Genomic DNA, 23480 nt, shown 5'->3' with positions numbered 1-23480 from the left:
CTCCGTCGAAGGACCTCCGATGTTCCTCGCCCTGCGCGCCCTGGGCCATCAGCGCGGCCGGTTCCTCCTCATGGGAGCCGTCATCGGCCTGCTCGCCCTGCTGACCGTCATGCTGTCCGGGCTGTCGACCGGTCTCGTCAACGACGGCGTCTCCGGCCTGCAGCACCTGCCGGCGTCCGCGGTCGCCTTCGACGAGGGCACCCGGGAGGACAACGCCTTCTCCCGGTCCGTGGTCGACCCCGAGCAGCGCGACGCCTGGGCCGGGCAGGACGGTGTCGAGGAGGCCGAGCTGTTCGGCGTGTCCCTCGTCAACGGCACGACGGCCGACGGCGACCAGGTGGACCTGACGCTCTTCGGCGTCCCGCCCGCGTCGTTCCTCGCGCCGGATCCGGCCGCGGGCGAGGGGCTGGGGAACCCCGGGGGGATCGTCGTCTCCGACACCGCCCGCGACGAGGGGGTGGAGCTGGGCGACACGGTCGAGCTGGACCGGGTCGGGACCGAGCTGACCGTGGTCGGGTTCACCGGCCGCCAGGACACCTTCGGGCATGTCGACGTCGCCTACCTGCCCCTGGACACGTGGCAGTACCTCGCGACCGGGCGGTCGCAGCCGGGGGCACCGACGGCCGACCTCGTCGCGGCCGACCGCCTCGAGACCGCCAGCGTCGTGGCGCTGCGCACCGTGGACGGTGCGGACCTGGCCGAGGCTGTCGACGTCGCCGCCGGTGACGCGGCGGCCGGGACCAGCGCCCGCACCTTGGACGAGGCGTTCCACGCCTCGCCGGGCTACACCGCGGAGACCACGACGATCGAGATGATCCAGGTCTTCCTCTACGCCATCGCGGCGCTCGTCGTCGGGGCCTTCTTCTCGGTCTGGACCGTGCAGCGTCAGCACGAGCTCGCGGTGCTGCGGGCCGTGGGCGCCCCGACCGGTTTCCTGCTGCGGGACGGTGTCACCCAGGCCGCCGCCATCCTCGCCGTCTTCTCGGCGCTCGGTGTGGGTGCCGGGGTCGGCCTCGGCGCCCTCATGCCCGCCGGCATGCCGTTCGCCCTCGAGGCGGGCCCGATCGCCGTGGCCACGGCGCTGATGGCCGGCCTCGGACTCCTCGGCGCGGCGCTCGCCGTGCTCCGCATCGTCCGCATCGACCCGCTCACGGCTCTCGGAGGTCAGCGATGAACACCCGGACCACCACCACCACGACCCGTCCCGCCGACACCGACGCCGCGTCCGGTCTGCGGCTCCAGGGCGTCACGCTCGACCTGGGCGACGGCGACCGCACGGTGCACGCCCTCGACGACGTCGACCTGGCCGTCCGCGTCGGCGAGCTGGTCGCCGTGGTCGGCCCGTCCGGCGCGGGCAAGTCGAGCCTGCTGGCCGTCGCGGGCGCGCTGACGGACGCCACGTCCGGCACCGTGCGCGTGCACGGCACGAACCTCGCCACGCTCGGTCGGCGACGCCGTGCCCGGTTCCGGCTCGCGGAGATCGGGTTCGTGTTCCAGAGCGGCAACCTGGTGCCGGCCCTGACGGTCGCGGACCAGCTCCGTCTGACCCGCCGCCTGGCCGCCCGCGGTGCCTACGACCCGATGCCGCTCCTCGAGGCGGTCGGGATGTCGCACAAGGCCGACCGGCGTCCCGCCGAGCTCTCGGGGGGGGAGCGGCAGCGGGTGGGCATCGCGCGCGCCCTGGTCAACGACCCGTCCGTGCTGCTCGTCGACGAGCCGACGTCGGCGCTGGACCGGCAGCGCAGCCAGGACGTGGTCGGGCTGCTCGCCGAGCGGACGCACTCCTTCGGCGTGGCGACGGTGATGGTCACGCACGACCATGATGTTCTCGGGCACGCCGACCGCGTGGTCGAGATGGCCGACGGCAGGCTCCGGGACCTGTGACCCGGACCGTGGCGCCGACCGTGGGACCGGAGCGAGGGGAACAGATGACCGACGAGGCGGGACGGACCGGCTGGCTGGCCTGGGTGGTGCGCGCGGTCGCGGCGGCGGGGATCGCCGTCGTCGCCTGGGCCCTCCTGACCGGCTGGGGAGCCGTGGTGCACGGGCATCCCGTCTACGCCGTGCTGCTCGGGGCGACGGTGGTGGGCGGCGCGCTGGTCCTGTGGGCGTCCACGCGCCGTCGGCGGGCGCACTCCGGCCGGCGGCGCGTCCTCGACGTCGTGCTGGTGGTCCTCGCCGTCGGATGGGTCGCGGCGGTCGCCTGGCTGCGACCGTTCGTGGCCGTCGAGCCCGCCCTGGACGCGATGGAGTCCGACGACGTCGTCACGGTGACGCAGACCCCGACCCGGGTCGAGCTCGCGCCGACCGGCGAGCCCAGCGGCACGGCCGTCCTGTTCCAGCCGGGCGCCAAGGTCGAGGCCCGCGCCTACGCCGCCGTGCTGCGCCCGGTGGCGGAGGCCGGCCACACCGTGGTGATCGTCAAGCAGCCCCTGAGCATCGGTTTCCTGGCCACCGGTGCGCTCGACGCCGCACGGGCGGACCTGCCCGACGTCGAGCGCTGGGTCGTGGGTGGGCACTCGCTCGGCGGGGTGGTGGCGGCCATGGAGGCCGACGCGGCCGACACCGACGCCACGGCCCCCGCCGTCGGGCTCCTGCTCTACGCCTCCTACCCGGCCGGCGACGTCAGCGACACCCTGACCGCGGCGGTCGAGTCCGTGTCGGGGTCGCGCGACGGCCTCTCCACACCGGACCGGGTCGAGGCCTCGCGCGCCGATCTCCCGCCGGAGGCGTCGTTCACGGTGGTCGACGGCGCCGTGCACGCCTTCTTCGGCGACTACGGCCCGCAGCCCGGGGACGGGACCCCGACCATCTCCCACGACGACGCGCGGCAGCAGATCGCCGCCGCGAGCAGGGCGTTCGTCGACGGGCTCAGCGGCTGACCCGCCCGGCCACGTGCGCGGGCACTCTGGCGGCGCCGGTACCGGCTCGGCTACGGTCGGTCCGTGCAGCTGTTGGTCGTGGAGGACAACGAGCACGTCGCCGGCGCGCTCGTCTCGGTCCTGGGCAAGCACGGATACGACGTCATCCGTGCCGGGGACGGGTCGACGGCGCTCGACGAGCTGAGCCAGCACACCGACCTGGTGCTGCTGGACCTCGCGCTGCCGGACATGGACGGCTTCGAGGTCTGCCGCCGTATCCGCAAGGTGTCCGACACCCCGATCATCATGGTCACGGCCCGCACGCAGCTCGACGCCCGGATCCGCGGGCTGGAGCTCGGGGCGGACGACTACGTCACCAAGCCCTACGACATCCGCGAGGTGCTGGCCCGTATCGACGCCGTGCTGCGCCGCGGCCGCGCCCGCGAGTGGGACGGCCGCCAGGAGGCCGCTCGGGTCGAGGTCGCCGGCCTGCACATCGACCTCGCGGCCCGCGAGGTGCGTCGTCCGGACGACTCCACGGTCTCGCTCACCCGCAAGGAGTACGACCTGCTCGCCCTGCTCGTGCGGCACCGCGGCACGGCGCTGGCCCGCGAGCGGATCCTGCGGGAGGTCTGGGGGTCGAGCTGGAAGGGGCTCGGGCGCACCCTGGAGGTGCACGTCGCCTCGCTGCGCCGCAAGCTCGGTGACCCGACCGTCGTCGAGACGGTGCGGGGCGTCGGCTACCGCGTCGCCGGGTCCGCGTGAGGGCGCGGCTGACGGCGCTCGTCTACGTGCCGGTCGCCCTGGTGCTGGTCCTCGTCGGCCTGCTGTACGCCGCGAGCGTCACCCGTGCCCAGCAGCAGGACGTCTTCTTCGACCGGGTGCGGGACGCCTCGTACCTGACCATCACCGCCCGCCAGGCGATCCTCGCCGACGACCCCGGGATCGTCGCCGTCGACCTCGAGCGCTACCGGCAGGTGTACGGCATCCGGTCCGCCGTCGTCGACCAGGCCGGGGTGACCCTGGCCGCCGCCGGCCTCGAGGTCGAGGACTACCCGCAGCGGCACACGGCGATCGCCGGACGGCCCAGCGAGATGACGACGAGCTTCTGGCCGTGGGACGTCGACGAGGTCGTCGTGGCCGAACCCGTCCACGACGGCGAGGACGTCGTCGGGGCGCTGGTGACCGTCTCGGACACGCAGGCCCTGGAGCGCAACATCTGGCTGAGCTGGGGGCTGCTCACCGCCGGTGGCGTCGCCGTCGCGCTGCTGGCCGTGCTCATCGCGGACCGCACCGCCGGCTGGGTGCTGCGCCCCGTGCGGGTGGTGGACGCCGCGATGGAGCGGATGGGCTCGGGCCGCCTCGACGAGCGCATCCCGCCGTCGACTGGGCCGCCCGAGCTGCGGGAGGTCGTCACCCGGTTCAACGAGATGGCCGAACGCGTCGAGCAGCTGATGCGGCGCCAGCAGGAGTTCGTCGCCAACGCCTCCCACGAGCTGCGCAACCCGCTCAACGCCCTGATGCTGCGCATCGAGGGACTCGCGCTGACCGTGCCGCCCGACCAGGTCGACGAGGTCGAGCACGTGCGTGCCGAGGCGGAGCGCATGGCGCAGATCCTCGACGCCCTGCTGCTGCTCGCCGACGACGCCGGCATGGGCCCCGCCCAGCCCGTGGACCTGGTCGAGCTCGCGGAGCGGCGCATCGACGGCTGGCGGCTCGTGGAGCGCGGTCGTGAGGTGCGGCTCACCGCCCCCGACCGGCCGGTGTGGGCCGGCGTCGACCCGACCGCGCTCGGCACCGCCCTGGACACCATCGTGGACAACGCCCTGAAGTTCTCCCCGCCCGAGGAGCCGCTGGAGATCGTCGTGCACGACGAGCCCGGGCGGCTCGAGATCGTGGTGCGGGACCACGGCCCCGGCGTCGCCCCGGACCACCTGGCCCGGCTCACCGAACGGTTCTGGCGCAGCCCGGGCCACAGCAACGTGCGCGGGTCCGGCCTCGGGCTCGCGATCGCCTCCGAGCTGCTGTCCTCCGCCGGCGGCAGGCTCCGGCTCGAGCTGCCCGACGACGGCGGGCTGCGGGCCCACCTGCAGGTGCCGGCCTGGGACGACGAGCCCGAGGAGGAGCCCGCATGAGGCGCACGATCGGTGCCGTGACCGCCGCCCTGCTGGCCCTCGGCACGCTGGCCGGGTGCTTCGGCGGCGAGGACAGCTCCTGGTCCGGCCGCCTGCCCGACCGCCTCACGATCGCGACCGGCGGCACCACGGGCATCTACCACGGCTACGGCCAGGCGCTGGCCGACGTGCTGGCCGAGCAGCACGGCGTCGAGGCCGAGGTGCTGTCGACCGGCGGGTCGGTGGAGAACCTCACGCTGCTGGCGGACGGCGAGGCGCAGCTCGCGTTCAGCGCGGCCGACGCCGTGGCCGACGCCGTGCACGGCATGGGGGCCTTCGACGCGCCGGTGGACCTGCGCGCGCTGGGCCGCGTCTACGACGACTTCGCCCACCTGGTGGTCCCTGCCGAGTCGTCGGTCGAGGAGCTGGCGGACCTGCGGGGACGTCGTGTGTCGGTCGGTGCCACCGGGTCGGGCACGTCGCTCATCGCCCGCCGGGTGCTGGCCGCCGGCCGCCTGCCGGAGTCCGACCTGCGGGTGGTCGAGCTGGGCATCACCGAGTCGCTCGACGCGCTGAGCACCGGCCGCATCGACGCGTTCTTCTGGTCCGGCGGTCTGCGGACCCCGGGCCTGGTCGAGCTCGCCGAGGACACCCCGGTCCGGCTGGTCCCCCTCGACGGCGTCGTCGACGAGCTCCGCGACCGGTACGGTCAGGGCTACCGGCACGGCACGGTGCCCGAGGGCACCTACGGGCTCGAGGCCGACGTCGAGACGCTCGCCGTACCGAACATCCTGGTGGTGCCGACCGACCTGCCGGACGACGCCGCCCACGGGCTCGTGGCGACGCTCTTCGGTGCGCGCACCGTTCTCGCCGAGCGGGCTGCCGCCGCCCAGCTGCTCGACCGGACCCGCGTGATCTACACCGAGCCGGCCTCGCTGCACGACGGGGCGCTGCGCTACTTCCGCGAGGTCAAGGACTGACCGACCGCGCGGCGGGCCAGGGACCCGGCGGGCGCGGCCTCGGGCAGCGGGGGCACCGTCCGGAGCCGGTGCCCGACGCCGCCGCGCCAGGGCGTCTCCGGCGTCACCGTGGGCGGGTAGCCGTCCGGGTTCGTGCGCTGCCAGCGCCAGTGGTCCCGGCAGATCTCCTCGAGCCCGCGGCGGGCCCGCCACCCGAGCTCCGTCGCGGCGCGCTCCGGGTCCGCGACCGCCGAGGCCGCCGTCGGGGGCCCGGCGGCGACGACGCGGTACGGCACCGTCCGTCCCGTGACCCGCTCGAACGTGCGGATCACCTCGAGGACGCTCGCGGCGCGTCCGGTCCCGAGGTTCCAGGTGGTCATCGGCCGGGCGGCCGTGTCCAGGCGCTCCAGCGCGGCGACGTGCCCGTCGGCGACGTCGGCGACGTGCACGACGTCGCGCACCGGCGTGCCGTCCGCGGTGGGGTGCCGTCCGCCGAACACCTCGACGGCGTCCCGGCGTCCGGCCGCGACCTGCCCGACACGGGTCAGCAGCCCCGTCGCCGAGGAGGCGCCGTCCTCGCCGAGCCGGCCCGAGGGGTGGGCGCCCGCCGTGGTGAAGCAGCGCAGCACCGCCACCCGCAGCGCCGGGTCCTGGCCGACGAGGTCGGTGAGCAGGTGCTCGTTCGTGGCCAGGCTGCGACCCAGGGGGGAGACCGGCGCGAGGGCTGCCGACTCCGCGAGCCGACCGCCGTCGTCGGACGGGCCGTAGACCGCGGCGGACGAGGACAGCACGAGGCGGTGCACCGCGTACCAGGTCATGCAGCGCAGCAGGGTGAAGAGCGTCGACAGGTTCGTCTCGTAGGTGTCCAGCACACGGCTGTCGCTCAGTCGCGCGGACCGCAGACCCGCCAGGTGCACGACGGCGTCGAAGCGGGCCGTGGCGAAGACGCGCTCCATCGCGTCGATGTCGGCGACGTCGGCGGCGTGCGTCGTCACCTGCCGGCCGGAGACTCCCTCGGCGCGGGTGAGCGCGGCGGGGCTGCCCGCGCTGAAGTCGTCGACGACGTCGACCGCGTGCCCTGCCTGGAGCAGGGCCAGCACGACGTGGGAACCCAGGTAGCCGGCCCCACCTGTGACCAGGACCCGCATCTGACGTGACCCCCTGAACGATTCGACGTGCTCCACATGGTGGTGGTCGGCGCGGGCGCTCCACAGCGGGGTTGAGGGAATCCTGAGCATCTCGCGCGTTTCGGGGTGATCTGTGCCACCCTGCGGGCATGATCCGACTCCTCGCGCGCACCGCCGTCTTCCTCCTCGCCGCGGCGATCGGTGTCGTCCTGACCGACGTCCTCTTCGACGCCTTCGGCTGGGAGACCTTCGACGTCGTCTGGGGCGACCCGCTGGGCTTCGTCCTGGCGGTGGTGATCTTCGCGCTGGCACAGGCGGTGCTGTCGCCGTTCTTCGCCCAGCTCGCCCGCCGCAACGCCCCGACCCTCGTCGGCGCGGTCGGGCTCATCACGACCTACGTCGCGCTGCTGGTGGCCTCCCTGGCCTCCGACGGCCTGACGATCTCCGGGTGGCAGGGCTGGGTGATCGGCCCGATCGTCGTCTGGCTCGTCACGATGCTCGCCACCTTCCTGCTGCCGGCCTTCATCCTCAAGCAGGCCGTCGAGGAGCGCCGCGACCGCGACTGACCGGGGACCCGACGGGGTCGCCGCCGGTCGCCCCAGGAGGTGACACCGTGGGGACGACGCAGGACGGTGCGGTCGGCGTGGTCGGCGGCGGGATCGTCGGGCTCGCCGTCGCGCGCGAGATCGTGCGGCGACGACCGGGGACCCCGGTGACGGTACTCGAGGCGGAGGACCGCCTGGGCGCCCACCAGACCGGGCACAACTCCGGCGTCGTGCACGCGGGGATCTACTACCGGCCCGGCAGCCTCAAGGCGACGCTCTGCACGCGCGGCCGGAGCCTGCTGCAGGAGTACTGCGCCGAGCACGACCTCCCGTTCGACGAGGTGGGCAAGCTCGTGGTCGCGGTCGACGAGTCCGAGCAGGGCCGCTTCGACGCGCTGGAGGCCACGGCCCGCGAGAACGGGGTCCCGGGGCTGCGCCGGCTCGACGCGGGCGCGATCGCCGACGTCGAGCCGCGCGCCGTCGGCCGGGCGGCGCTGCACTCGCCGCGCACCGCGATCACCGACTTCGGTGCGGTCGCGCGACGGCTCGGGGCCGACATCGAGGCCGCCGGCGGTCGAGTCATGCTGAACACCGCCGTCACCGGGATCCGGCAGGGTGCCGGTGACGTCACGGTGTCGACGCGGCACGGGGCCCGGTCCGGCACCTCCGGCGACGGCAGCGCCGAGCGCGGCCGGCACACCGTGAGCAGGCTGGTGGTGTGCGGGGGCCTGCAGTCCGACCGGCTCGCCGGCCTCGTCGGGGGAGGCCGGAACCCCGCCATCGTCCCGTTCCGGGGCGAGTACATGGCGGTGCGGCCCGAGAAGCAGGACCTGGTCCGGGGCATGGTCTACCCGGTGCCGGACCCGCGGTACCCCTTCCTCGGCGTGCACTTCACCCGGACGGTCGACGGCGGGCTGGAGGTCGGGCCCAACGCCGTCCTCGCGCTGCACCGCAGCTCCTACCGGCGTCTCGCCGTCGGGCCCCGCGACCTCGCCGCGACGCTCACCTGGCCCGGTTTCTGGCGGATGGCTGCGGAGCACTGGGTCACGGGCGTCCGGGAGATCTACGGGTCGGCCGTGCCGTCCGCGTTCCTGCGCGCCGCGCAGCGCTACGTCCCGGCGATCGGCGCGACCGACGTCGTGCGCGGGCGCTGCGGACTACGTGCCCAGGCGGTGGCGCGGGACGGGTCCCTCGTCGACGACTTCGTCGTCGAGTCCTCGGACCGCGTCACCGTGGTGCGCAACGCCCCGTCGCCGGCGGCCACTTCCGGGCTGGCGATCGCCGAGCACGTCGTGGACCGTCTCGGGGGATTCGACGCCAACGGGTGAGACGTCCGATGGGGGACCTTCGTCCCGCGCAGGTGGTGACGAAGGGCGGTTCCGTGCCGTGCGCGACCCTCCTACGGTGGAGTGTGCCCGCCGGGTTCCTGCCGACGAGATCCCGGCGGGCACCGGACGGTGACAGCGCCGTCAGGCGGCGGGTGCGTGGGCCCCGCGGTCGGTGAACGCCTCCTTCGGCACGACGAGCAGCAGCACGGCCGCCACGAGGGCGGTCCCGCCGCACACGACCCAGACCGTCATGTAGCCGGTCAGCGTGCCGGCGGTGCCGGTGACCGACTCGGCGGCGTTCGCGCCGGCCGCGCCGAGCAGGGCGATGCCGAACACGCACGAGGCGATCGCCCCGCCGACGGTCTTGACCGAGTTGGTCAGGCCGGTGGCCACGCCCGTCTGCGTCGGTGGCGCCGCGGCCGCGGCCGCGGCGGGCAGCGCGGCCACCAGCGTGCCGGATCCCAGCCCCACGATCACCATGTTGGTGGCCACCTGGACGTACGTGTCGTGCAGCGGCAGGAACAGCCCGAAGCCGACGGCGACGGCCAGGGCGGCCACGAACAGGGTGAGCCGCGGCGAGACCAGCGCGGCCACGCGCGGGAACGACAGCGCCCCGACGATCATGGCGATCAGGTACACCCCGATGAGCAGCGACGTCTGGAACCCGGAGGTGCCCAGCCCGTAGCCGTACACCGCGGGGTCGGTGCGGGCGAACGTGGACAGCGGTGCCTGGGCGCCGAGCACGGAGACGCCGAACAGCCCCGCGGTGAGGAACACCGGGGCCAGGGCGGGGGAGCGGAACATCCGCACGTCGATCAGCGGGTCGTCGTGGCGCAGCTCGGCGCGCACGAAGGGCCAGAGCAGGAGCAGCCCGGCGGCGACGGCGGCCCAGGCGACCGGCGAGGCGACGCCCTCCAGCCGCAGCAGGCTCAGCCCGCCGGTGAAGGCGAGCAGGGCCAGCGAGATCAGCACCAGCCCGCGGGTGTCGAGGCGGCCGCCCACGGGGTCGGGGGTCTCGGCGACGCCCAGCCAGACGACGACGAAGCACGCGCAGACCAGGAGCGCGGGGACGAGGAGCACGACCCACAGGGGGAACGAGTCCACGAGCGCCCCGCCGGCCAGCGCACCGGCGATCGCGCCGGCCTGCAGCGCGGCCACGAGGACCCCGGCGGCCTTGGCGGTGACGGCCGAGCGGTTCGGCAGGTCCCGGGTGCGCAGCCAGACGAGCGCGATCTCCAGCGGCAGCCACACGACGTAGAAGCCCTGCAGCGCCCACGCGACGAGGAAGACGGCGAACGAGTCGGTGAAGGGCAGCACCAGCGAGGCCGCCGCCGTCACGGCGGTGGACCACAGCAGGATGCGCCGGTGGCCGACCATGTCGCCGAGCTTGGCCAGGGCCGGCACCACCAGCGCCGACAGCATGAGCTGGCTGCCCTCGAGCCAGTTGACGTCGGCGTCGTGCACGCCGAGATGGCGGGCGACGTCGGTGAGCAGCGGCGTGTAGAACCCCTGGATCACGCCGCTGGTCAGCTCGACGAAGGCGAGGAAGCCGACGACGACGGTCATCGACGCGCCGGTCGTCGGCCGTCGCGCGGCGGTCCCGGCGCTCATCCGAGCCGCTCCAGCAGCGTGCGGTGGAAGAGCTCGCCGCGCTCCAGCTCGCTGATCTCGACCCGTTCGTCGACGCCGTGGATCGACGCGCGCTGGGCCGTCGACATCGTCAGCGGCGCGAACCGGTAGACGGCCGGCGCGAAGCGGTGGAAGTACCGCGAGTCGGTGGCGGCGAACACGACGTAGGGCACGGTGGCGGCACCGGGGTGGGAGACCGCGACGGCGTCGGCGATCCGGGCGAACCGCTCGTCGTCGGTCGGCGACTCGGGGGACGGCTCGCTGGCCTCGAGCACCTCGACGTCGACCTGGTCGTCGGCGATCCGGCGTCGGATCCGTTCGACGGTGCCGTCGACGGACTCGCCGAGCGCGATGCGCAGGTTGAGCGTCGCGGACGCCTGCGAGGGCAGCACGTTCGCGGCGGTGCCGCCGTCGAGCATGGTCGCCGCCACGGTGGTGCGCACCAGGGCCGCCGTCTCGCCGCCGCGGGCCACGAACGCCTGCGCGGTCGCCCGCGGGGACGCGGCCAGCGCGCGCAGCGCCGTGCGGCTCGCCCCGCTCGCGCGCTCGGCGAACCGCCGCAGCAGCTCGCTGATCGCCCGGGGCGTGCGCGCGGGGAACGTCCGCGGCCCGAGCCGGTCGACGGCCCGGGCGATCCGCCGCACCGCCGTGAGGGTGGGGGGCATGGAGGCGTGGCCGCCGTCGCCGCGCGTGGAGAGCCGGGCGGTGAGCACCCCCTTCTCCCCGACGCCGACCATCGCGGCGGTGCCGGTCACCATGGGCAGCGGGGAGTCGACGACGGCGCCGCCCTCGTCGAGGACCATCCAGGGCACGATCCCGCGGGCCTCGAACGTCGCGGCGATCGTCTCGGCCGACGGGCCGTGGCACTCCTCGTCCCCGCCGAGGGAGAGGTAGACGTCGCGGGCCGGGACGAACCCGGCCGCCAGCAGGTTCTCCACGGCCTCCAGCAGGACGACGAGCGGCCCCTTGTCGTCGAGCGCGCCGCGGCCGTGGACCCAGCCGTCGGCGATCCGGCCGGCGAACGGCGGGTGGGTCCAGCCGTCGGACTCGTCCACGGGCACGACGTCGAAGTGCGCCATGAGCACGAGCGGCCCGTCGTCGGCGTCCCCGCGGCCGCGCCAGCGGAAGAGGAGGCCGAGGTCGCCGAGCCGTTCCCTGCTCAGGTGCTCGTGCACGAGGGGGTACAGCTCGGCCAGGAGGTCGACGAGGCTCTCGAACGGCTCGTGCCCTCGGCTGTCGATCTCGGCGGAGACGGTGGGGATCCGGATCAGGCGCGCCAGGCGCTCGGCGGCGCCCGGGCGCGGTGTGACGGACGCCACCTCAGGTCGGTTCATGCGGGCAACCGTAGCGGTCCGCTGTCACGAACAGGTCACCACGGTGTGACTCGATCTCATTCATTGAGACCCCGTCGCCCCCGCGCGCATCAGGGTGCGCCGGGCCGCGGGCCTCGGCAGGCTGGTCGCCATGGACCCGTCCCGCCGTCGTCTGCTCGTCGCGGCGCTCGCCACCGTCGTCCCGGTCGTGGTGCTCGCGGTCGTCGCCCCCGCGGTGGTCACCCCGTACTTCCTGGGCATGCTGCCGACCGTCGTCGCGGGAGTCGCCTCGCTGCGCCGGGCCTGGTTGCTCGCCGGCCTGACGGGTGCCCTCGCGCTCGTGGCCCCCCTGGCCGGGGCGCAGGTGTGGTCGGCGGTGGTGCTGATGACGCTCGTCGCCGCGGCCCTGGGGCTGGCGGCCGGGCGGGGCTGGAGCTCGGGCGGGGCGCCCGCCGCGGTTACCCTCGCGGCCCTGACCGTCTCGCCCCCGGCGCTGGTCGACGCGGACCCGCGGACCCTGGCCGGTGCCTGGCCCCTCGCCGCCGCCGTGCTGGCCGGCGGCGTGGTGACCGCGCTCGTCCTCACCCTGCTCTCCCGCGGGGTGCCCCGCCCGGTCCACGACCCGCTGACCGGCCCCGAGCTGAGGTTCTACGTGTCCGCCCTGGTCGTGGTCACCGCCGTGGGGACGTGGTGGGCGACGACCTGGTTCCCCGACACGCACTCGTGGTGGCTGCTGCTGACGTTCTACCTGGTGATGGTGCCGCGCACCGGGGACATCACCGCCCGCGCGCTGGCCCGGGCCGGCGGCACGGTCCTGGGCGGGCTGGTCGTCGTCGTCCTCGTCGCGCTCGACGTCGCGCCGCAGGCCATGTCGCTGGTGGTCGCGGTCGGCGTCGTCGGCTCCGTCGTGACGATGCTGACCGCCCCGTACTGGGTCTACACGATCTTCCTCACGCTGACCGTCGTCGGGACCACGACGGGCGACGCCCCTGTCGCCGGCGCCCTCGAGCGGGTGGGGCTCACCCTGCTGGGTGCCGGGTCGGCCGCGGGCATCCTGCTGCTCGCCCGGCTGCTGAGCCACCGCAGCGGGCGCCGTGCCGACCGACCTGCCGGCCGACCTGCCGGCCAGGACGCGGTGCCGGCCGGGTCAGGCGACGCCGGTGGTGCCCAGCAGCGAACCGACCGCGAACGTCGCCCCCAGGGCGAGCGCGCCGCCGACGACGACCCGTAGCACGGCCCGGTCGATCCGGGCGCCGCCGATCCACGCGGCGACGCCGCCGGTCAGGGCCAGCGCGACGAGCACGGCCACGAACGTGGCCGCGATCTTGGCGGGCTCGGGCACCAGGAGCACCGTCGCGAAGGGCAGCAGCCCGCCGATCGAGAACGCGACGAAGGAGGCGAGGGCCGCGTGCCAGGGTGAGACGACGTCGTCCGCGTCGATGTGGAGCTCCGCGGACAGGTGCGCACCCAGGGCGTCGTGCTCGGTCAGCTCCACGGCCACCTGCCGCGCGGTCTCGTCGGAGAGCCCGCGGTCCCGGTAGAAACCGGCGAGCTCCTCGAGCTCCTCCTCGGGCATCGTGGCGAGCTCGTGCTTCTCCTTGGCGATGAGCGCCTTCTCGGTGTCCGACTGCGAGGAGACCGAGACGTACTCGCCCAGCGCCATCGAGATCGCGCCGCCGACGAGGGCCGCCAGACCCGCGGTGATGATCGCGGCGTGCGAGGTCGTCGCCGCGGCCACGCCGACGACGACGGCCGCCACGGAGACGATGCCGTCGTTGGCGCCGAGCACACCCGCGCGCAGCCAGTTCAGCCGCTGGGCGAGCCCGGCCACCGCGTGCGGTTCGTCGGAGTGCGCGGTGCGGACCTCGGGGTCGTCGCTCATGGTTCCAGCGAAGCACTGTCCACGTGCCGCCGCCAGCAAGGGAAGGCTGGCCGAATCCTGCTAGCGTCCGACGCGTGAGCAGCCATGGTTGAGTCGACGGTGACGATCCACGACGTCGCCCGGCACGCCGGTGTCTCGGCGGCGACGGTGTCGAACTACTTCAACTGGCCGGACAAGCTGTCCGACCGGATGAAGAAGCGTGTCGCCACGGCGGTCACCGACCTGGGGTTCGTCCCCAGCATGCCGGCGCGGCAGCTGCGGCGGCAGCGCAGCGGCATCGTCGGGCTCAGCGTGGTCAACGCCTCCAACCCGTTCTTCGGCGGCATCGCGACCGCCGTCGAGCAGGTGGCCGAGGACGCCGGGCTGTCGGTCGTGGTCGGGTCGTCCCACGAGTCGCCCGTCCAGCAGGAGAAGTTCCTGACCCTGTTCGAGCAGCTCCGGTTCGACGGCGTGGTCGTGGCGCCGTCGGACGACCAGCTCGAGCCGCTGCGCAAGCGCCACGACCGCGGGACGCCCGTGGTGCTCGTCGACCACGAGGACCCGGACGGCCGGTTGTCGTCGGTGTCGCTGGACCATCGCGAGGGCGGCCGGATCGCGGCCGGCCACCTGGTGGACTCCGGCCGCCGCCGGCTGCTGTTCGCCGCTGGTCCGGAGGGCGTGCGGCAGGTGGCACGCCGCCTGGAGGGGGCGCGTGAGGCCGTCGCCGAGCGCGACGACGTCCGCCTGGACGTGGTGCGCTCCTCCGACCTCGACATCACCGTCGGGGAGGAGACGGGCCGGTGGATCGCCGCGCTCGACCCTCCCGAGCGCCCCGACGCGGTGTTCGCCGGCAACGACCTGCACGCCATCGGTCTCGTGGACGCCCTGGTCAAGGCGGGGATCCGGGTGCCCGAGGACATCGCCGTGGTCGGGTACGACGACATCCCGTTCGCCCGGCGGGCTGCCGTCCCGCTGACGACCGTGCGCCAGCCCATCGCCGAGATGGGCCGGGCCGCGGCCCGGTTGCTGCTGGACGAGATCGCCGAGCCGGGACGTCCGCCGCGGGACGTCGTCTACCCGCCCGAGCTCGTGGTGCGCGCCTCGGCTCCCTGACCGTCCGGTCAGTCGTGCGTCGGGTGCTCGTGGGCGGGGTGGGTCTCGGGCTCGACCTGGAAGGTCGAGTGCTCGACGCCGAAGTGGTCGCGGACGCACTCCTGCAGCTCGTCGAGGATCTGCCCGGCGTGCCCGTCGCGGAAGCACGCGGCGTCGACGACGACGTGCGCCGAGAGCTGCGGCAGCCCCGTCGCGATGAGCGAGGCGTGCACGTCGTGGATCGCGTGGACGTGCTCGACGCGCAGCAGGTGGGCGCGGACGTCGTCCAGGTCGAGGCCGGGCGGCGTCGACTCGAGGAGCACGGCGGTGGTGTCGCGCAGCAGCACCAGCGCGCGCGGCAGGATCAGCGCACCGATGAGCAGTGCCGCGACCGAGTCGGCCTGCTGCCACCCCGTCGTGGTGATGACGACGGCGGCGACGACGACGGCCAGCGACCCGAGCGCGTCGTTGAGCACCTCGAGGAACGCGGCCCGCAGGTTGAGGCTGGCGCCGCGGCGTCCGGCCAGCACCGCCAGGGCCGCGAGGTTGCCGACCAGACCGACGACGCCGAACACCACGAGCTCGGTCCCCGGGATCTCGGGCGGGTCCTGCAGCCGCTGCACGGCCTCGACCAGCACGAAGACCCCGACGGCGAGCAGCAGCGCGGCCTGGGCCAGCGCGGCGAGCACCTCCGCGCGCCGCAGACCCCACGTGCGCCGCGCCGTCGGCGGGCGCAGCGAGGCGTGCGCCGCGAACAGCGCCATCCCCAGCCCGGCGGCGTCGGTGAGCAGGTGCGCGGTGTCCACGAGCAGGGCGAGGCTGCCGGTCACGACGGCGCCGACCACCTGGGCGACGACGATGCCCACGGTGATGCCGAAGGCCGCGCCCAGCCGTCCGCGGTGGGTCTCGTGCGTGCCGTGGTCGTGCGCCATGACGGCCCTCAGGCGGCGGTGCCGGCGGGGGACGTGGGGGCGACCATGGCTCGACCCTACGGGACGGACTCGGCGAGGCGGGCCGGCAGGTCGGCCGTGACGACGAGCCCGCCGTCCGCGCCGTCGACGACGTCGAGGCGGCCGCCGAGCAGCGTCGCCCGGTCGCGCATCGCGGCCAGGCGCGCGCCGTCGGCCCCGTCCGGCGCGGGGCCGGGCCCGTCGTCGGCCACGACGACCCGCAGGCGTCCTGCGGAGACGCCCAGCTCGACGCGGACGGTCGACGCCGCGGCGTCCGCACCCACGCGCGCCAGGGCGCCCTGGACGATGCGGTAGGCCGCGGCGTCGACCGTCGCGTCCAGCGAACCCCGCGGGACGTCGACCCGGGTGGTCACGCGGATCCCGGCCGCACGCACCGCCTGGACCAGGGCGGCCAGCCCGGCCGGACCGGTCACCGCCGGCAGGTGGTCGCGCGTCCCGGGGACCGCCGCCGAGGCGTCCGTGCTCTGCTCCGTGCCCTGTTCCGCGAGGCGCAGCAGCAGGGCGGTGGCGCGCAGCTCGTGCACGGTGGCCGACGTCGCCTCCCGGACGTGCCGCAGGGCCGTGCGGGCCGCGTCGTCGTCGCGCCCCACGGCGCCCGCGGCCACGTCGGTGTGCAGGGCCACGAGCGAGAGGTGGTGCCCGACGACGTCCTGGAGGTCCAGGGCGACCTGGAGACGCTCGGCCCCCGGGCCGGGCTCGACCGGGCCGGGCTCGACCGGGCCGGGGCGGTCCGGAGGGGCCGGGGCGGACGACGGGGGCCGTGGACCGGGCGCGACACGGTCGGGGCGGTCCTGCCGGCGCGACCGCACCAGGACGCCCACGCAGACGGCCGCGACCACGACGGCCACGTCGCCGAGCAGCAGGGCGACGACGTCCGCGCCGGCGCCCGGACGGGCGGGACGCAGCGCCGCGACCACCAGGACCAGGGCACCCCCGGCCGCCGACGCCCACCCCGGGCGGCCCTGCGCCGCGGCGGCGCACAGCGCCGGCGCCGCCACCAGCGGCGTGCCGAGGACGCCGAGGTCCGCCACCGCGCACACCGCGGCGCCGACCAGGGTGAGCACGAGCATCGGTACGGGTGCCCGGCGGCGCAGCAGCACCAGCGCCCCGAAACCGGCCGCCGCCGCGTACCCGCCCGGCGGCGTCGCGGAGTCCAGGACGAGCAGCCCCGACAACGCGAGCGCCGTCGCGGCCGCGGCCGCGACGTCGACCCACCGGGCGCTGCGTCCCGGGACACGGGTGCGGACGGCGTCGTCGACGTCGGCGACACCGTCGGGGGCCGGCGGGGCGGGCACGTCGACAGCGTAGGTCCGCGTCCCCGACCGTGCAGTCGGGAGGCCGGGAACCGCGCGGCGCGGGACGATGGACGCATGGCGGGGCAGCTCGTGCGCCGCTACCCGTGGGTGGCGTCCTCCCTGGTGGTGCTGGCGCTCGTCCTCGGCCTCCTGGCCGGCGGCGAGCCGACGGTCGCGCGCTGGGTCGGCTCCGGGTGGGCGCTCCTGGTGGGTGCGCGCATCGCCGTGCGCATGGTGCGGGACCTGATCGCGGGTCACTGGGGCGTGGACCTGCTCGCGCTGACCGCGATCGTCGCGACCGTCGTCGTCGGCGAGTACGTCGCGTCGCTGGTCGTGGTGCTCATGCTCACCGGCGGGCAGGCGCTGGAGGACTTCGCCGGGCACCGGGCCCGCCAGGAGCTGCGTGCCCTGCTGGAGCGCGCGCCGACGCGTGCCCACCGCCTGGACCCCGGCGGCGGCGTCGTCGACGTCGACGTGGCGGACGTCCGGCCCGGCGACCTGCTGCTCGTCCGGCCCGCCGAGGTGGTGCCCGTCGACGCCGAGCTCGTGGGCCCGGAGACCGACTTCGACGAGTCGTCGCTGACCGGCGAGAGCCTGCCGGTCACGCGCGGGGTCGGCGACCCGGTGCTGTCCGGGGTGCTGAACACCGAGCAGGCGGTCACCCTGCGCGCCACCGCCGCGGCGGCGGACAGCCAGTACGCGCGGATCGTGGCGATGGTCCGCGAGGCCGCCGAGTCCCGGGCGCCCGTGGTCCGGCTGGCCGACCGCTACGCCGTGCCGTTCACGCTCTTTGCCTTCCTCGTGGCCGGCGCCGCCTTCGCCTACCACCGCGACCCCACGGTCGTGGCCGAGGTGCTCGTCGTGGCCACACCGTGCCCGCTGCTCATCGCCGCCCCCGTGGCGTTCCTCGGCGGCATGAGCCGGGCCGCGCGCCACGGGCTCATCGTCAAGGAGGCCGGCACCCTCGAGCGTCTGGCCGCCGTGCGCACGGCGGCCTTCGACAAGACCGGCACGATCACCGTCGGCCGGCCCGCCCTGCTGGCGGTCCGGGCGCGACCCCCGTGGGGGAGCGACGAGCTCCTGCGGCTCGCGGCGTCCGCCGAGCAGTACTCCTCGCACGTGCTCGCCACCACCATCCAGGAGGCCGCCGTCGAGCGCGGATTGGCGCTCGACAGCGCACAGACCGCCCGGGAGGAGGCGACCCACGGCGTCGCGGCGCGCGTCGGCGGGCACGACGTCGTCGTCGGCAAGCTCCGGCGGGTCGCCCGGTCCGCGCCGGACGCCGTCGAGGAGCCCCTGGAGCAGGGGGAGCTGGCCGTGTACGTCGCGGTCGACGGCCGGTTCGCCGGCACGCTGGTCATGAGCGACCCCGCGCGGCCGGACGCCCGCGAGACGATGGAGGAGCTCGCCCGGCTGGGGATCACCGGGACGCTCATGCTCAGCGGCGACTCCACGGCCACCGCCGAGCACGTCGCCGACGCCGTCGGCATCGCCCGCGTGCACGCCGAGTGCCTGCCCGCCGACAAGGTCCGCCTCGTGCAGGAGCTCCCGGACCGGCCCGTCCTCATGGTCGGGGACGGCGTCAACGACGCGCCCGTCCTGGCCGCCGCCGACGTCGGGGTGGCCATGGGCGCTCGCGGGTCGACGGCGGCGAGCGAGTCCGCCGACGTCGTCATCCTCACCGAGGACCTCCGTCGGACGGTCACGGCGGTGCGCGTCGGACGGCGGACCATGACCGTGGCGCTGCAGAGCATCTGGCTCGGCATCGCACTGTCGGTGGTGCTCATGGGCGTGGCGGCCACCGGCGTGATCCCCGCCGTCGTCGGCGCGCTGAGCCAGGAGGTCGTGGACCTGCTGGCCATCCTCAACGCGCTGCGGGCGCTGCAGGACGACCGGTCCGACCGGGTCGACGTGCCCGGCTCGGCCGCCGAGCGGGCGGAGGGCGCCGCCCGGGCAGGTGGGGTCCTGCGGCCACGGCTACGGTGACGGCATGGACCTCGCCACCCGGCTGCTGCACTCCCGCTGGCTCGTCCGCGCGCCGATCTGGCTGTTCCGGATCGGCGGTGGCGTCCTGTTCGGCGGACGCCTGCTCCTGCTCCAGCACCGGGGCCGCACCACCGGCGCGCGGCGCTTCGCGGTCCTCGAGGTCTCGGGCCGGCCGGACCCGGACCGCCTGGTCGTCGTCGCCGGGCTGAACGCCCGCCCGCAGTGGTACCGCAACGTCCTCGTCGAGCCGCGGGTGCTGGTCTCCGTGGGCCGACGCCGGGACGCCCGTGCCCTCGCCGAGCCGCTGGACCCCGACGCCGCCGCGGCACGCCTGCGTGAGTACGCCGACCAGCACCCGGCGGCCTGGGCGCGGCTGGAGCAGGTCGTGACCGCGTGGGCCGTCCCGCTGGCCGCCGCGCAGGGCGAGCGGGACTGGCGGCGCGTCGTGCCCGTGGTCGAGCTGCGGCTCCTGGACGGCTGAACGCCGCGCGCCCGGCACTACTCGCCCAGCTGACGGCCTACCCCCGCGGCGAGGGTGTAGCCGGTGCCGAACGCGGCGGACATGTCGGCCGACTCCGGACGCAGCCGCGCGACGGCGTCCTCGACCTCGGCGGGGGACCGGCCCGCCGCGGTCAGGTGCTGTCGTCGTTCCCGGACGAACGGCGTCGTGAAGCGCTCGCACAGCACGTCCTCGTCCGCCAGGACCCGCTCGCGCGCCGCGGGCAGGGCGCCGGGCGGCGGCGGCAGCAGACCCCGCATTCCGGTGGTGACCATCGTCGGCGCGAGGCGGGCGGTCGCCGTCAGGGCGTCGAGCCCGAGGGCGACGAACAGGCCGTCCGAGGCGTCCTGCTGTCGCGCGACGGCGATCTCCCGGGAGCGGACCGCACCGACCACCACGCCGGCGTCCCGCACCGCGGCCCGCGCGAGCGCCTCCGCGTCGGCGTCGTCGACGGCGGGGTCGGCCAGGGTGGTGGCGGCCCCGGCCACGTAGTCGTCCACCGCGGACAGCCAGTACCCCGCGGAGGTCTCCGTGGTGGAGGTGGCGGCGACGACGTCCCGCAGGGCGAGGACGTCCAGGTCGGGCTGCACGACGGCGGCGAACCGGCCGGTGCCCTCCGCCAGCTCGGGGCGGTCCCGCACCCCCGGCTCCCGCGGCGGCGGGACACCGGCCTGCCGCTCCGCGGCGTCGCTCGCCGAGACCAGGAAGGGCGCGTAGGCCGCGGCGATGCGCGCCCCGGTCGTGTCGTCCACGGGGTAGCGCCCGGCCAGCAGCCCGCCGGGAGCGACGAGCTGCCCGGTCGCGGCGGACGACAGGAACGCGGCCCGGTGCCGGCCCTCGCGACCCTCGGTGCGGACCCCGGCGGCGACGGCAGCGGCGAGCAGCCCCGCGACGGCGGTTCCGCCGTCCGGCCAGCCGTCGGGCGGGGCGACGCCGAACCAGGCGCGAGCGCGGTGCCCGGCCGTGTCGTCGGTGGCGTCCGGCGGCACCAGGTGGTCCAGGGCCGCCGGCGGGTCGGCGGCCAGGCCCTGGGCGACCGCGACGGTGAGAGCGCCCGTGGCCGTCGTGTCGGCGTGGGAGTCGCGGCTCGTGGTGCGGCGCTCTACCAGGGCCTCCGCGGCCCCGGCGTGCACGGCGGCCGGCAGGGTGGCCGGCAGGGTGGCCGGCAGGGCCGGCGCCAGCAGTCCGGCCGCGAGGTCGGCCCGGCCGCCCAGCTCGACGGCGGCCCGGGGCAGGTCGGCCACGAGGGCGTGGCCGAGGGCGTGCTGCTCGGCCGGGCCGGCGTGCTCGGCCCAGGCAGCCAGCCCGGCGGCCAGGAGCTCGACGACGTCCGGGTCGGTCACGCCCACCCCGAGCGCGGCGTAGAGGTCGGCCGGGGTCGTGCCCTCCCAGAACGCCGTCCACCGCACCGGGTCGTCGCCCGTCGCGCGCAGCGCCGCGACGAGCTCGTCGAGGGCTCCGTCGCGCGCGGTGCCCGACCGGGCCGCGCGGGCTGCGGCGTCCACCCGGGCGGCCAGCTGGGCGCCGTCGGCCCAGCGGTCCCGGAAGCCGGTCAGGCCGACCCCCGCGGACACCGCCCAGCGCACGGCCTCGACGTGCCCGAGCCCGTCCAGCCGTCGGGCGGCCCGGCGCGAACCCGCCTCCTTGGCGTCCCGGGCGCGGTGCCAGCGCGCCTCGGCCTCGGCGACGTCACCCAGTGCGGCGTCCCGGCGGGCGCGGGCCGCGGCGGCGAGCCGCCCCGCCTCGACGTGCTGCGGGTCGACGGGATCGAGGGCCAGCAGCCAGGCGGCGTCCTCGTCGGCCTCGGCCCGGCGCACCCGCTCCGTCGCCGCGGTCCGGCGCTCGATCGCGTCCAGGGCGTCGCGCTGCTCGCCCTCCAGCGCGGCCGCCCGCCCGGTCAGCACCCGCGCGGACTCGCGCAGCACCTGGTAGCACAGGCTCCCGCGGCCGATCAGTGCGGTGACGGCCTCCCGCGCGGCGTCGACCGCTCCGGACCGGTGCCGCATCATCGACCGGTCCAGCACGATCAGGTCGGCGCGCAGCGCCGACAGGGCCGAGGCGGCACGTGCCGCGGCGCCCGCGAGCTCCTCCAGCGACGCCGGCGACCCGGACAGGGGCTCGAACGGCCGGTCGGTCGTCACCCGCCCTCGCCCACCCGTCGCGCGGGGCCGTCCGGCACGAGGCCACCCGGCACGAGGCCACCCGGCACGAGGTCGCCCAGCACCGCCGCGGCCACCCGCCGCGCGACGGCGCCCTCGGCGGTGTCGAACGTCGCCGCGGTGGTCGCGAGCCGGTCGCCCAGCCCGGTCAGCGTCGTGGCGAGCGACCGGGACGTCGGAGCCCAGGCCGCGGCGAGGTCGTCGATCGCGGCCGCCAGCGTTCTCTCGCCGGCCGCCCGGGTGGCGTCGACGGTCCCGGTGAGCCCGGTGTCCGCGGTCGCGTCGAGCAGCTCGGCGGCGGCGTGCGCGTGGCGTGCGGCCGTCGCCAGGTCGTCGGTGTCGAGGTCCAGGTGCGCCATGCGCCGGACGCTAGCGACGGGACGGAGCCGACCACCGCCGTCGTCCACAGCCTGTGGACGGCTCAGTCCCACCACAGCCGGTACCAGTGCTCGCCGGACTCCTGCGGGGACAGGTCGCCGGGTCGTCCCCACCACCGCGTCACCTCGTGCGGCGGCACGTGCGCGTCGTCCACGCCCAGCGCGGCGACGACTCGCTCGAGCTCGTCGCACTGGCAGCCGGGACCGTGGTGGTCCCCGAGGACGAACGCGTCGTCCGTGCGCACCAGCACCCCCTCGACCGTGACGCGTTCGTCGCACCGGCCCGGGCCCACCACGTAGCCGTGCGCGCGCAGCCGGTCCGGGTGCGCCACCACGGCGCGCAGCACCGTGCCCAGGCTCGGACCGTCGTTCTGGCGCTCGGCGGCGAGGTACCTCGGGTCGAGCCGGTCGAGCAGGGCCGTGGCGACCGAGGCGTCGAGGTCGACGAACCGGTAGAACGACGCCGCGCCCCAGGCGTCCGGCATCAGCACCGGGCCCAGCACCTCGTCGAGCCCGCGACGCAGCAGCCAGCCGTGCCGGTCGGCGCACCAGTGGTGCCTCGCGTCCGGGTCGGCGGCGAGCCGCTCCTCGGCCCGCCAGGCAGTCGTCAGGTCGACCAGCTCGGGGTGGGTGAACCGGCGGGCGGGCAGGGTCGGTGTCGGCATCGGTGCTCCTCGCGACGGGTGCGGTACGTCCGGTCACCGTGCCGCCCGCGCGGGGGCCGCCGTCGGCCCCGGCCCGTCCGCGGCGTCGAACCTGTGGACGACGCGGCCGGTGCGTGGCCGCCCCGCGTTGCGCCCGGGGAGAACGGGCGTGACAAGTGGCCGTGGACGGCGCATGCTCTTACCTGATGTCTGACTCCACGACGCGACCCACGCCGCGCACCTACCCGCCGACGCCCACCAGCGAACCGGTCAGCGACGAGCTTCTCGTGGTCCACCTCAAGGGTCGAGACACCGAGTACTTCCGGCGTCCCGAGCTCGTCGAGCACGAGGTCGCGGACGGCGTGCTGACGGTCACCCTCGCCGGCGACGACGAGAGGCCGCGCCGCACCCGCCACTTCCCCCTGGGGGAGGTCGCCGAGTACGTCGTCGAGGCCCCCAGCCCCGCCTACGAGACGGCCTTCGACGCCTGGACGCGGAACGAGTTCGGCGTCGACGCCGAGACGTACCGCTCCATGCGGGACACCTCCCAGGGCGTGGCCATGGCCGAGAAGATGCGGCTGCAGATCGCCCAGGGCCTCGGCGTCGACCCCGACCAGGTCCACTTCGGCGGCTCCTTCACGATCGACGAGGACGACGACTGGGACTCCTCGGCCGACGACGAGTAGAGACCGGGCTCCCGACAGGGTCCCCGACGAGCTC

22 protein-coding genes are annotated in these 23480 nt (G+C 75.7%); 13 read left to right on the top strand and 9 right to left on the bottom strand.

Annotated features, from left to right (window positions below; genetic code table 11):
* The first annotated feature begins 19 nt into the window (after positions 1 to 19).
* The 6 genes from V5O49_RS14900 (at position 20) to V5O49_RS14875 (ending at position 5955) form a co-directional block, all read left to right on the top strand.
* Complete coding sequence (locus V5O49_RS14900; RefSeq protein WP_332902893.1) at positions 20 to 1174, top strand: ABC transporter permease; 1155 nt, start codon at positions 20 to 22, stop codon at positions 1172 to 1174.
* Positions 1171 to 1884: an ABC transporter ATP-binding protein gene (locus V5O49_RS14895; protein ID WP_332902892.1), complete on the top strand. Its 714-nt coding sequence runs from the start codon at positions 1171 to 1173 to the stop codon at positions 1882 to 1884. Before V5O49_RS14900 ends, V5O49_RS14895 begins: the two co-directional genes overlap by 4 nt.
* A 44-nt stretch (positions 1885 to 1928) precedes the next feature.
* Positions 1929 to 2882, top strand: a complete 954-nt coding sequence (locus V5O49_RS14890; RefSeq protein WP_332902891.1) for an alpha/beta hydrolase — start codon at positions 1929 to 1931, stop codon at positions 2880 to 2882.
* Positions 2883 to 2945: 63 nt separating this feature from the next.
* Positions 2946 to 3626 (top strand): response regulator transcription factor, encoded by a 681-nt coding sequence (locus V5O49_RS14885; RefSeq protein WP_278236096.1) that lies wholly within the window; start codon positions 2946 to 2948, stop codon positions 3624 to 3626.
* Positions 3623 to 4996, top strand: coding sequence for a sensor histidine kinase (locus tag V5O49_RS14880; protein WP_332902890.1), 1374 nt, complete (start codon positions 3623 to 3625; stop codon positions 4994 to 4996). The genes V5O49_RS14885 and V5O49_RS14880 overlap by 4 nt, the downstream gene beginning before the upstream one ends.
* Positions 4993 to 5955, top strand: coding sequence for a TAXI family TRAP transporter solute-binding subunit (locus V5O49_RS14875; protein ID WP_332902889.1), 963 nt, complete (start codon positions 4993 to 4995; stop codon positions 5953 to 5955). The genes V5O49_RS14880 and V5O49_RS14875 overlap by 4 nt, the downstream gene beginning before the upstream one ends.
* On the opposite strand, the gene galE is transcribed toward V5O49_RS14875, so the two are convergent.
* Complete coding sequence (gene galE, locus V5O49_RS14870; protein ID WP_332902888.1) at positions 5931 to 7082, bottom strand: UDP-glucose 4-epimerase GalE; 1152 nt, start codon at positions 7080 to 7082, stop codon at positions 5931 to 5933. The genes V5O49_RS14875 and galE overlap by 25 nt on opposite strands.
* Before the next feature lie 128 nt (positions 7083 to 7210).
* Here galE and V5O49_RS14865 point away from each other — a divergent pair, with 128 nt between their 5' ends.
* Both V5O49_RS14865 and lhgO read left to right on the top strand, forming a co-directional pair.
* Positions 7211 to 7627 (top strand): hypothetical protein, encoded by a 417-nt coding sequence (locus V5O49_RS14865; RefSeq protein WP_332902887.1) that lies wholly within the window; start codon positions 7211 to 7213, stop codon positions 7625 to 7627.
* Positions 7628 to 7674: 47 nt separating this feature from the next.
* Complete coding sequence (gene lhgO / locus V5O49_RS14860) at positions 7675 to 8934, top strand: L-2-hydroxyglutarate oxidase (protein WP_332902886.1); 1260 nt, start codon at positions 7675 to 7677, stop codon at positions 8932 to 8934.
* Positions 8935 to 9075: 141 nt separating this feature from the next.
* Here lhgO and V5O49_RS14855 read toward each other — a convergent pair whose 3' ends face one another.
* Both V5O49_RS14855 and V5O49_RS14850 read right to left on the bottom strand, forming a co-directional pair.
* A complete protein-coding gene (locus V5O49_RS14855) occupies positions 9076 to 10545 on the bottom strand; it encodes an MFS transporter (RefSeq protein ID WP_332902885.1) in 1470 nt (489 codons plus the stop codon).
* On the bottom strand, positions 10542 to 11897 hold the full coding sequence (locus V5O49_RS14850; protein ID WP_332902884.1) for a M20/M25/M40 family metallo-hydrolase: 1356 nt from the start codon (positions 11895 to 11897) through the stop codon (positions 10542 to 10544). The genes V5O49_RS14855 and V5O49_RS14850 overlap by 4 nt, the downstream gene beginning before the upstream one ends.
* 130 nt (positions 11898 to 12027) lie before the next feature.
* On the opposite strand from V5O49_RS14850, the gene V5O49_RS14845 reads away from it, so the two are divergent.
* Positions 12028 to 13107, top strand: coding sequence for an FUSC family protein (locus V5O49_RS14845; protein WP_332902883.1), 1080 nt, complete (start codon positions 12028 to 12030; stop codon positions 13105 to 13107).
* Here the strand turns inward: V5O49_RS14845 and V5O49_RS14840 are convergent.
* Positions 13024 to 13758, bottom strand: a complete 735-nt coding sequence (locus V5O49_RS14840; RefSeq protein ID WP_332902882.1) for a VIT1/CCC1 transporter family protein — start codon at positions 13756 to 13758, stop codon at positions 13024 to 13026. The genes V5O49_RS14845 and V5O49_RS14840 overlap by 84 nt on opposite strands.
* Positions 13759 to 13842: 84 nt before the next feature.
* Between V5O49_RS14840 and V5O49_RS14835 the strand changes: the two genes are divergently transcribed.
* A complete protein-coding gene (locus V5O49_RS14835) occupies positions 13843 to 14850 on the top strand; it encodes a LacI family DNA-binding transcriptional regulator (protein ID WP_332902881.1) in 1008 nt (335 codons plus the stop codon).
* Between the two features lie 8 nt (positions 14851 to 14858).
* On the opposite strand, the gene V5O49_RS14830 is transcribed toward V5O49_RS14835, so the two are convergent.
* On the bottom strand, positions 14859 to 15761 hold the full coding sequence (locus tag V5O49_RS14830) for a cation diffusion facilitator family transporter (protein WP_332902880.1): 903 nt from the start codon (positions 15759 to 15761) through the stop codon (positions 14859 to 14861).
* Positions 15762 to 15817: 56 nt separating this feature from the next.
* Complete coding sequence (locus V5O49_RS14825; protein ID WP_332902879.1) at positions 15818 to 17095, bottom strand: sensor histidine kinase; 1278 nt, start codon at positions 17093 to 17095, stop codon at positions 15818 to 15820.
* A gap of 75 nt (positions 17096 to 17170) precedes the next feature.
* Between V5O49_RS14825 and V5O49_RS14820 the strand changes: the two genes are divergently transcribed.
* Both V5O49_RS14820 and V5O49_RS14815 read left to right on the top strand, forming a co-directional pair.
* The gene (locus V5O49_RS14820; RefSeq protein WP_332902878.1) at positions 17171 to 19081 is read left to right on the top strand and encodes a heavy metal translocating P-type ATPase; all 1911 of its coding nucleotides are present in this window, start codon (positions 17171 to 17173) and stop codon (positions 19079 to 19081) included.
* A 4-nt stretch (positions 19082 to 19085) separates the two neighbouring features.
* Entirely contained in the window at positions 19086 to 19562 is a 477-nt protein-coding gene (locus tag V5O49_RS14815) for a nitroreductase family deazaflavin-dependent oxidoreductase (RefSeq protein ID WP_332902877.1), read from the top strand.
* 17 nt (positions 19563 to 19579) lie between these two features.
* Here V5O49_RS14815 and V5O49_RS14810 read toward each other — a convergent pair whose 3' ends face one another.
* From V5O49_RS14810 to V5O49_RS14800, 3 genes are all read right to left on the bottom strand, one after another.
* Positions 19580 to 21721 carry a hypothetical protein gene (locus tag V5O49_RS14810; protein ID WP_332902876.1) on the bottom strand — a complete coding sequence of 714 codons (2142 nt, stop codon included), beginning with the start codon at positions 21719 to 21721 and terminating at the stop codon, positions 19580 to 19582.
* Positions 21718 to 22098, bottom strand: a complete 381-nt coding sequence (locus V5O49_RS14805; protein WP_332902875.1) for a hypothetical protein — start codon at positions 22096 to 22098, stop codon at positions 21718 to 21720. The genes V5O49_RS14810 and V5O49_RS14805 overlap by 4 nt, the downstream gene beginning before the upstream one ends.
* A gap of 62 nt (positions 22099 to 22160) precedes the next feature.
* Positions 22161 to 22781 carry a hypothetical protein gene (locus tag V5O49_RS14800; RefSeq protein WP_332902874.1) on the bottom strand — a complete coding sequence of 207 codons (621 nt, stop codon included), beginning with the start codon at positions 22779 to 22781 and terminating at the stop codon, positions 22161 to 22163.
* Positions 22782 to 22966: 185 nt separating this feature from the next.
* Here V5O49_RS14800 and V5O49_RS14795 point away from each other — a divergent pair, with 185 nt between their 5' ends.
* On the top strand, positions 22967 to 23446 hold the full coding sequence (locus tag V5O49_RS14795; protein ID WP_278236113.1) for a hypothetical protein: 480 nt from the start codon (positions 22967 to 22969) through the stop codon (positions 23444 to 23446).
* Positions 23447 to 23480: the final 34 nt, after the last annotated feature.

This window comes from Isoptericola haloaureus (assembly GCF_036689775.1).
Classification (GTDB): domain Bacteria; phylum Actinomycetota; class Actinomycetes; order Actinomycetales; family Cellulomonadaceae; genus Isoptericola; species Isoptericola haloaureus.
Note: the sequence above shows the minus strand (reverse complement) of the source record. Positions and strands in the feature narration are given on the sequence as shown.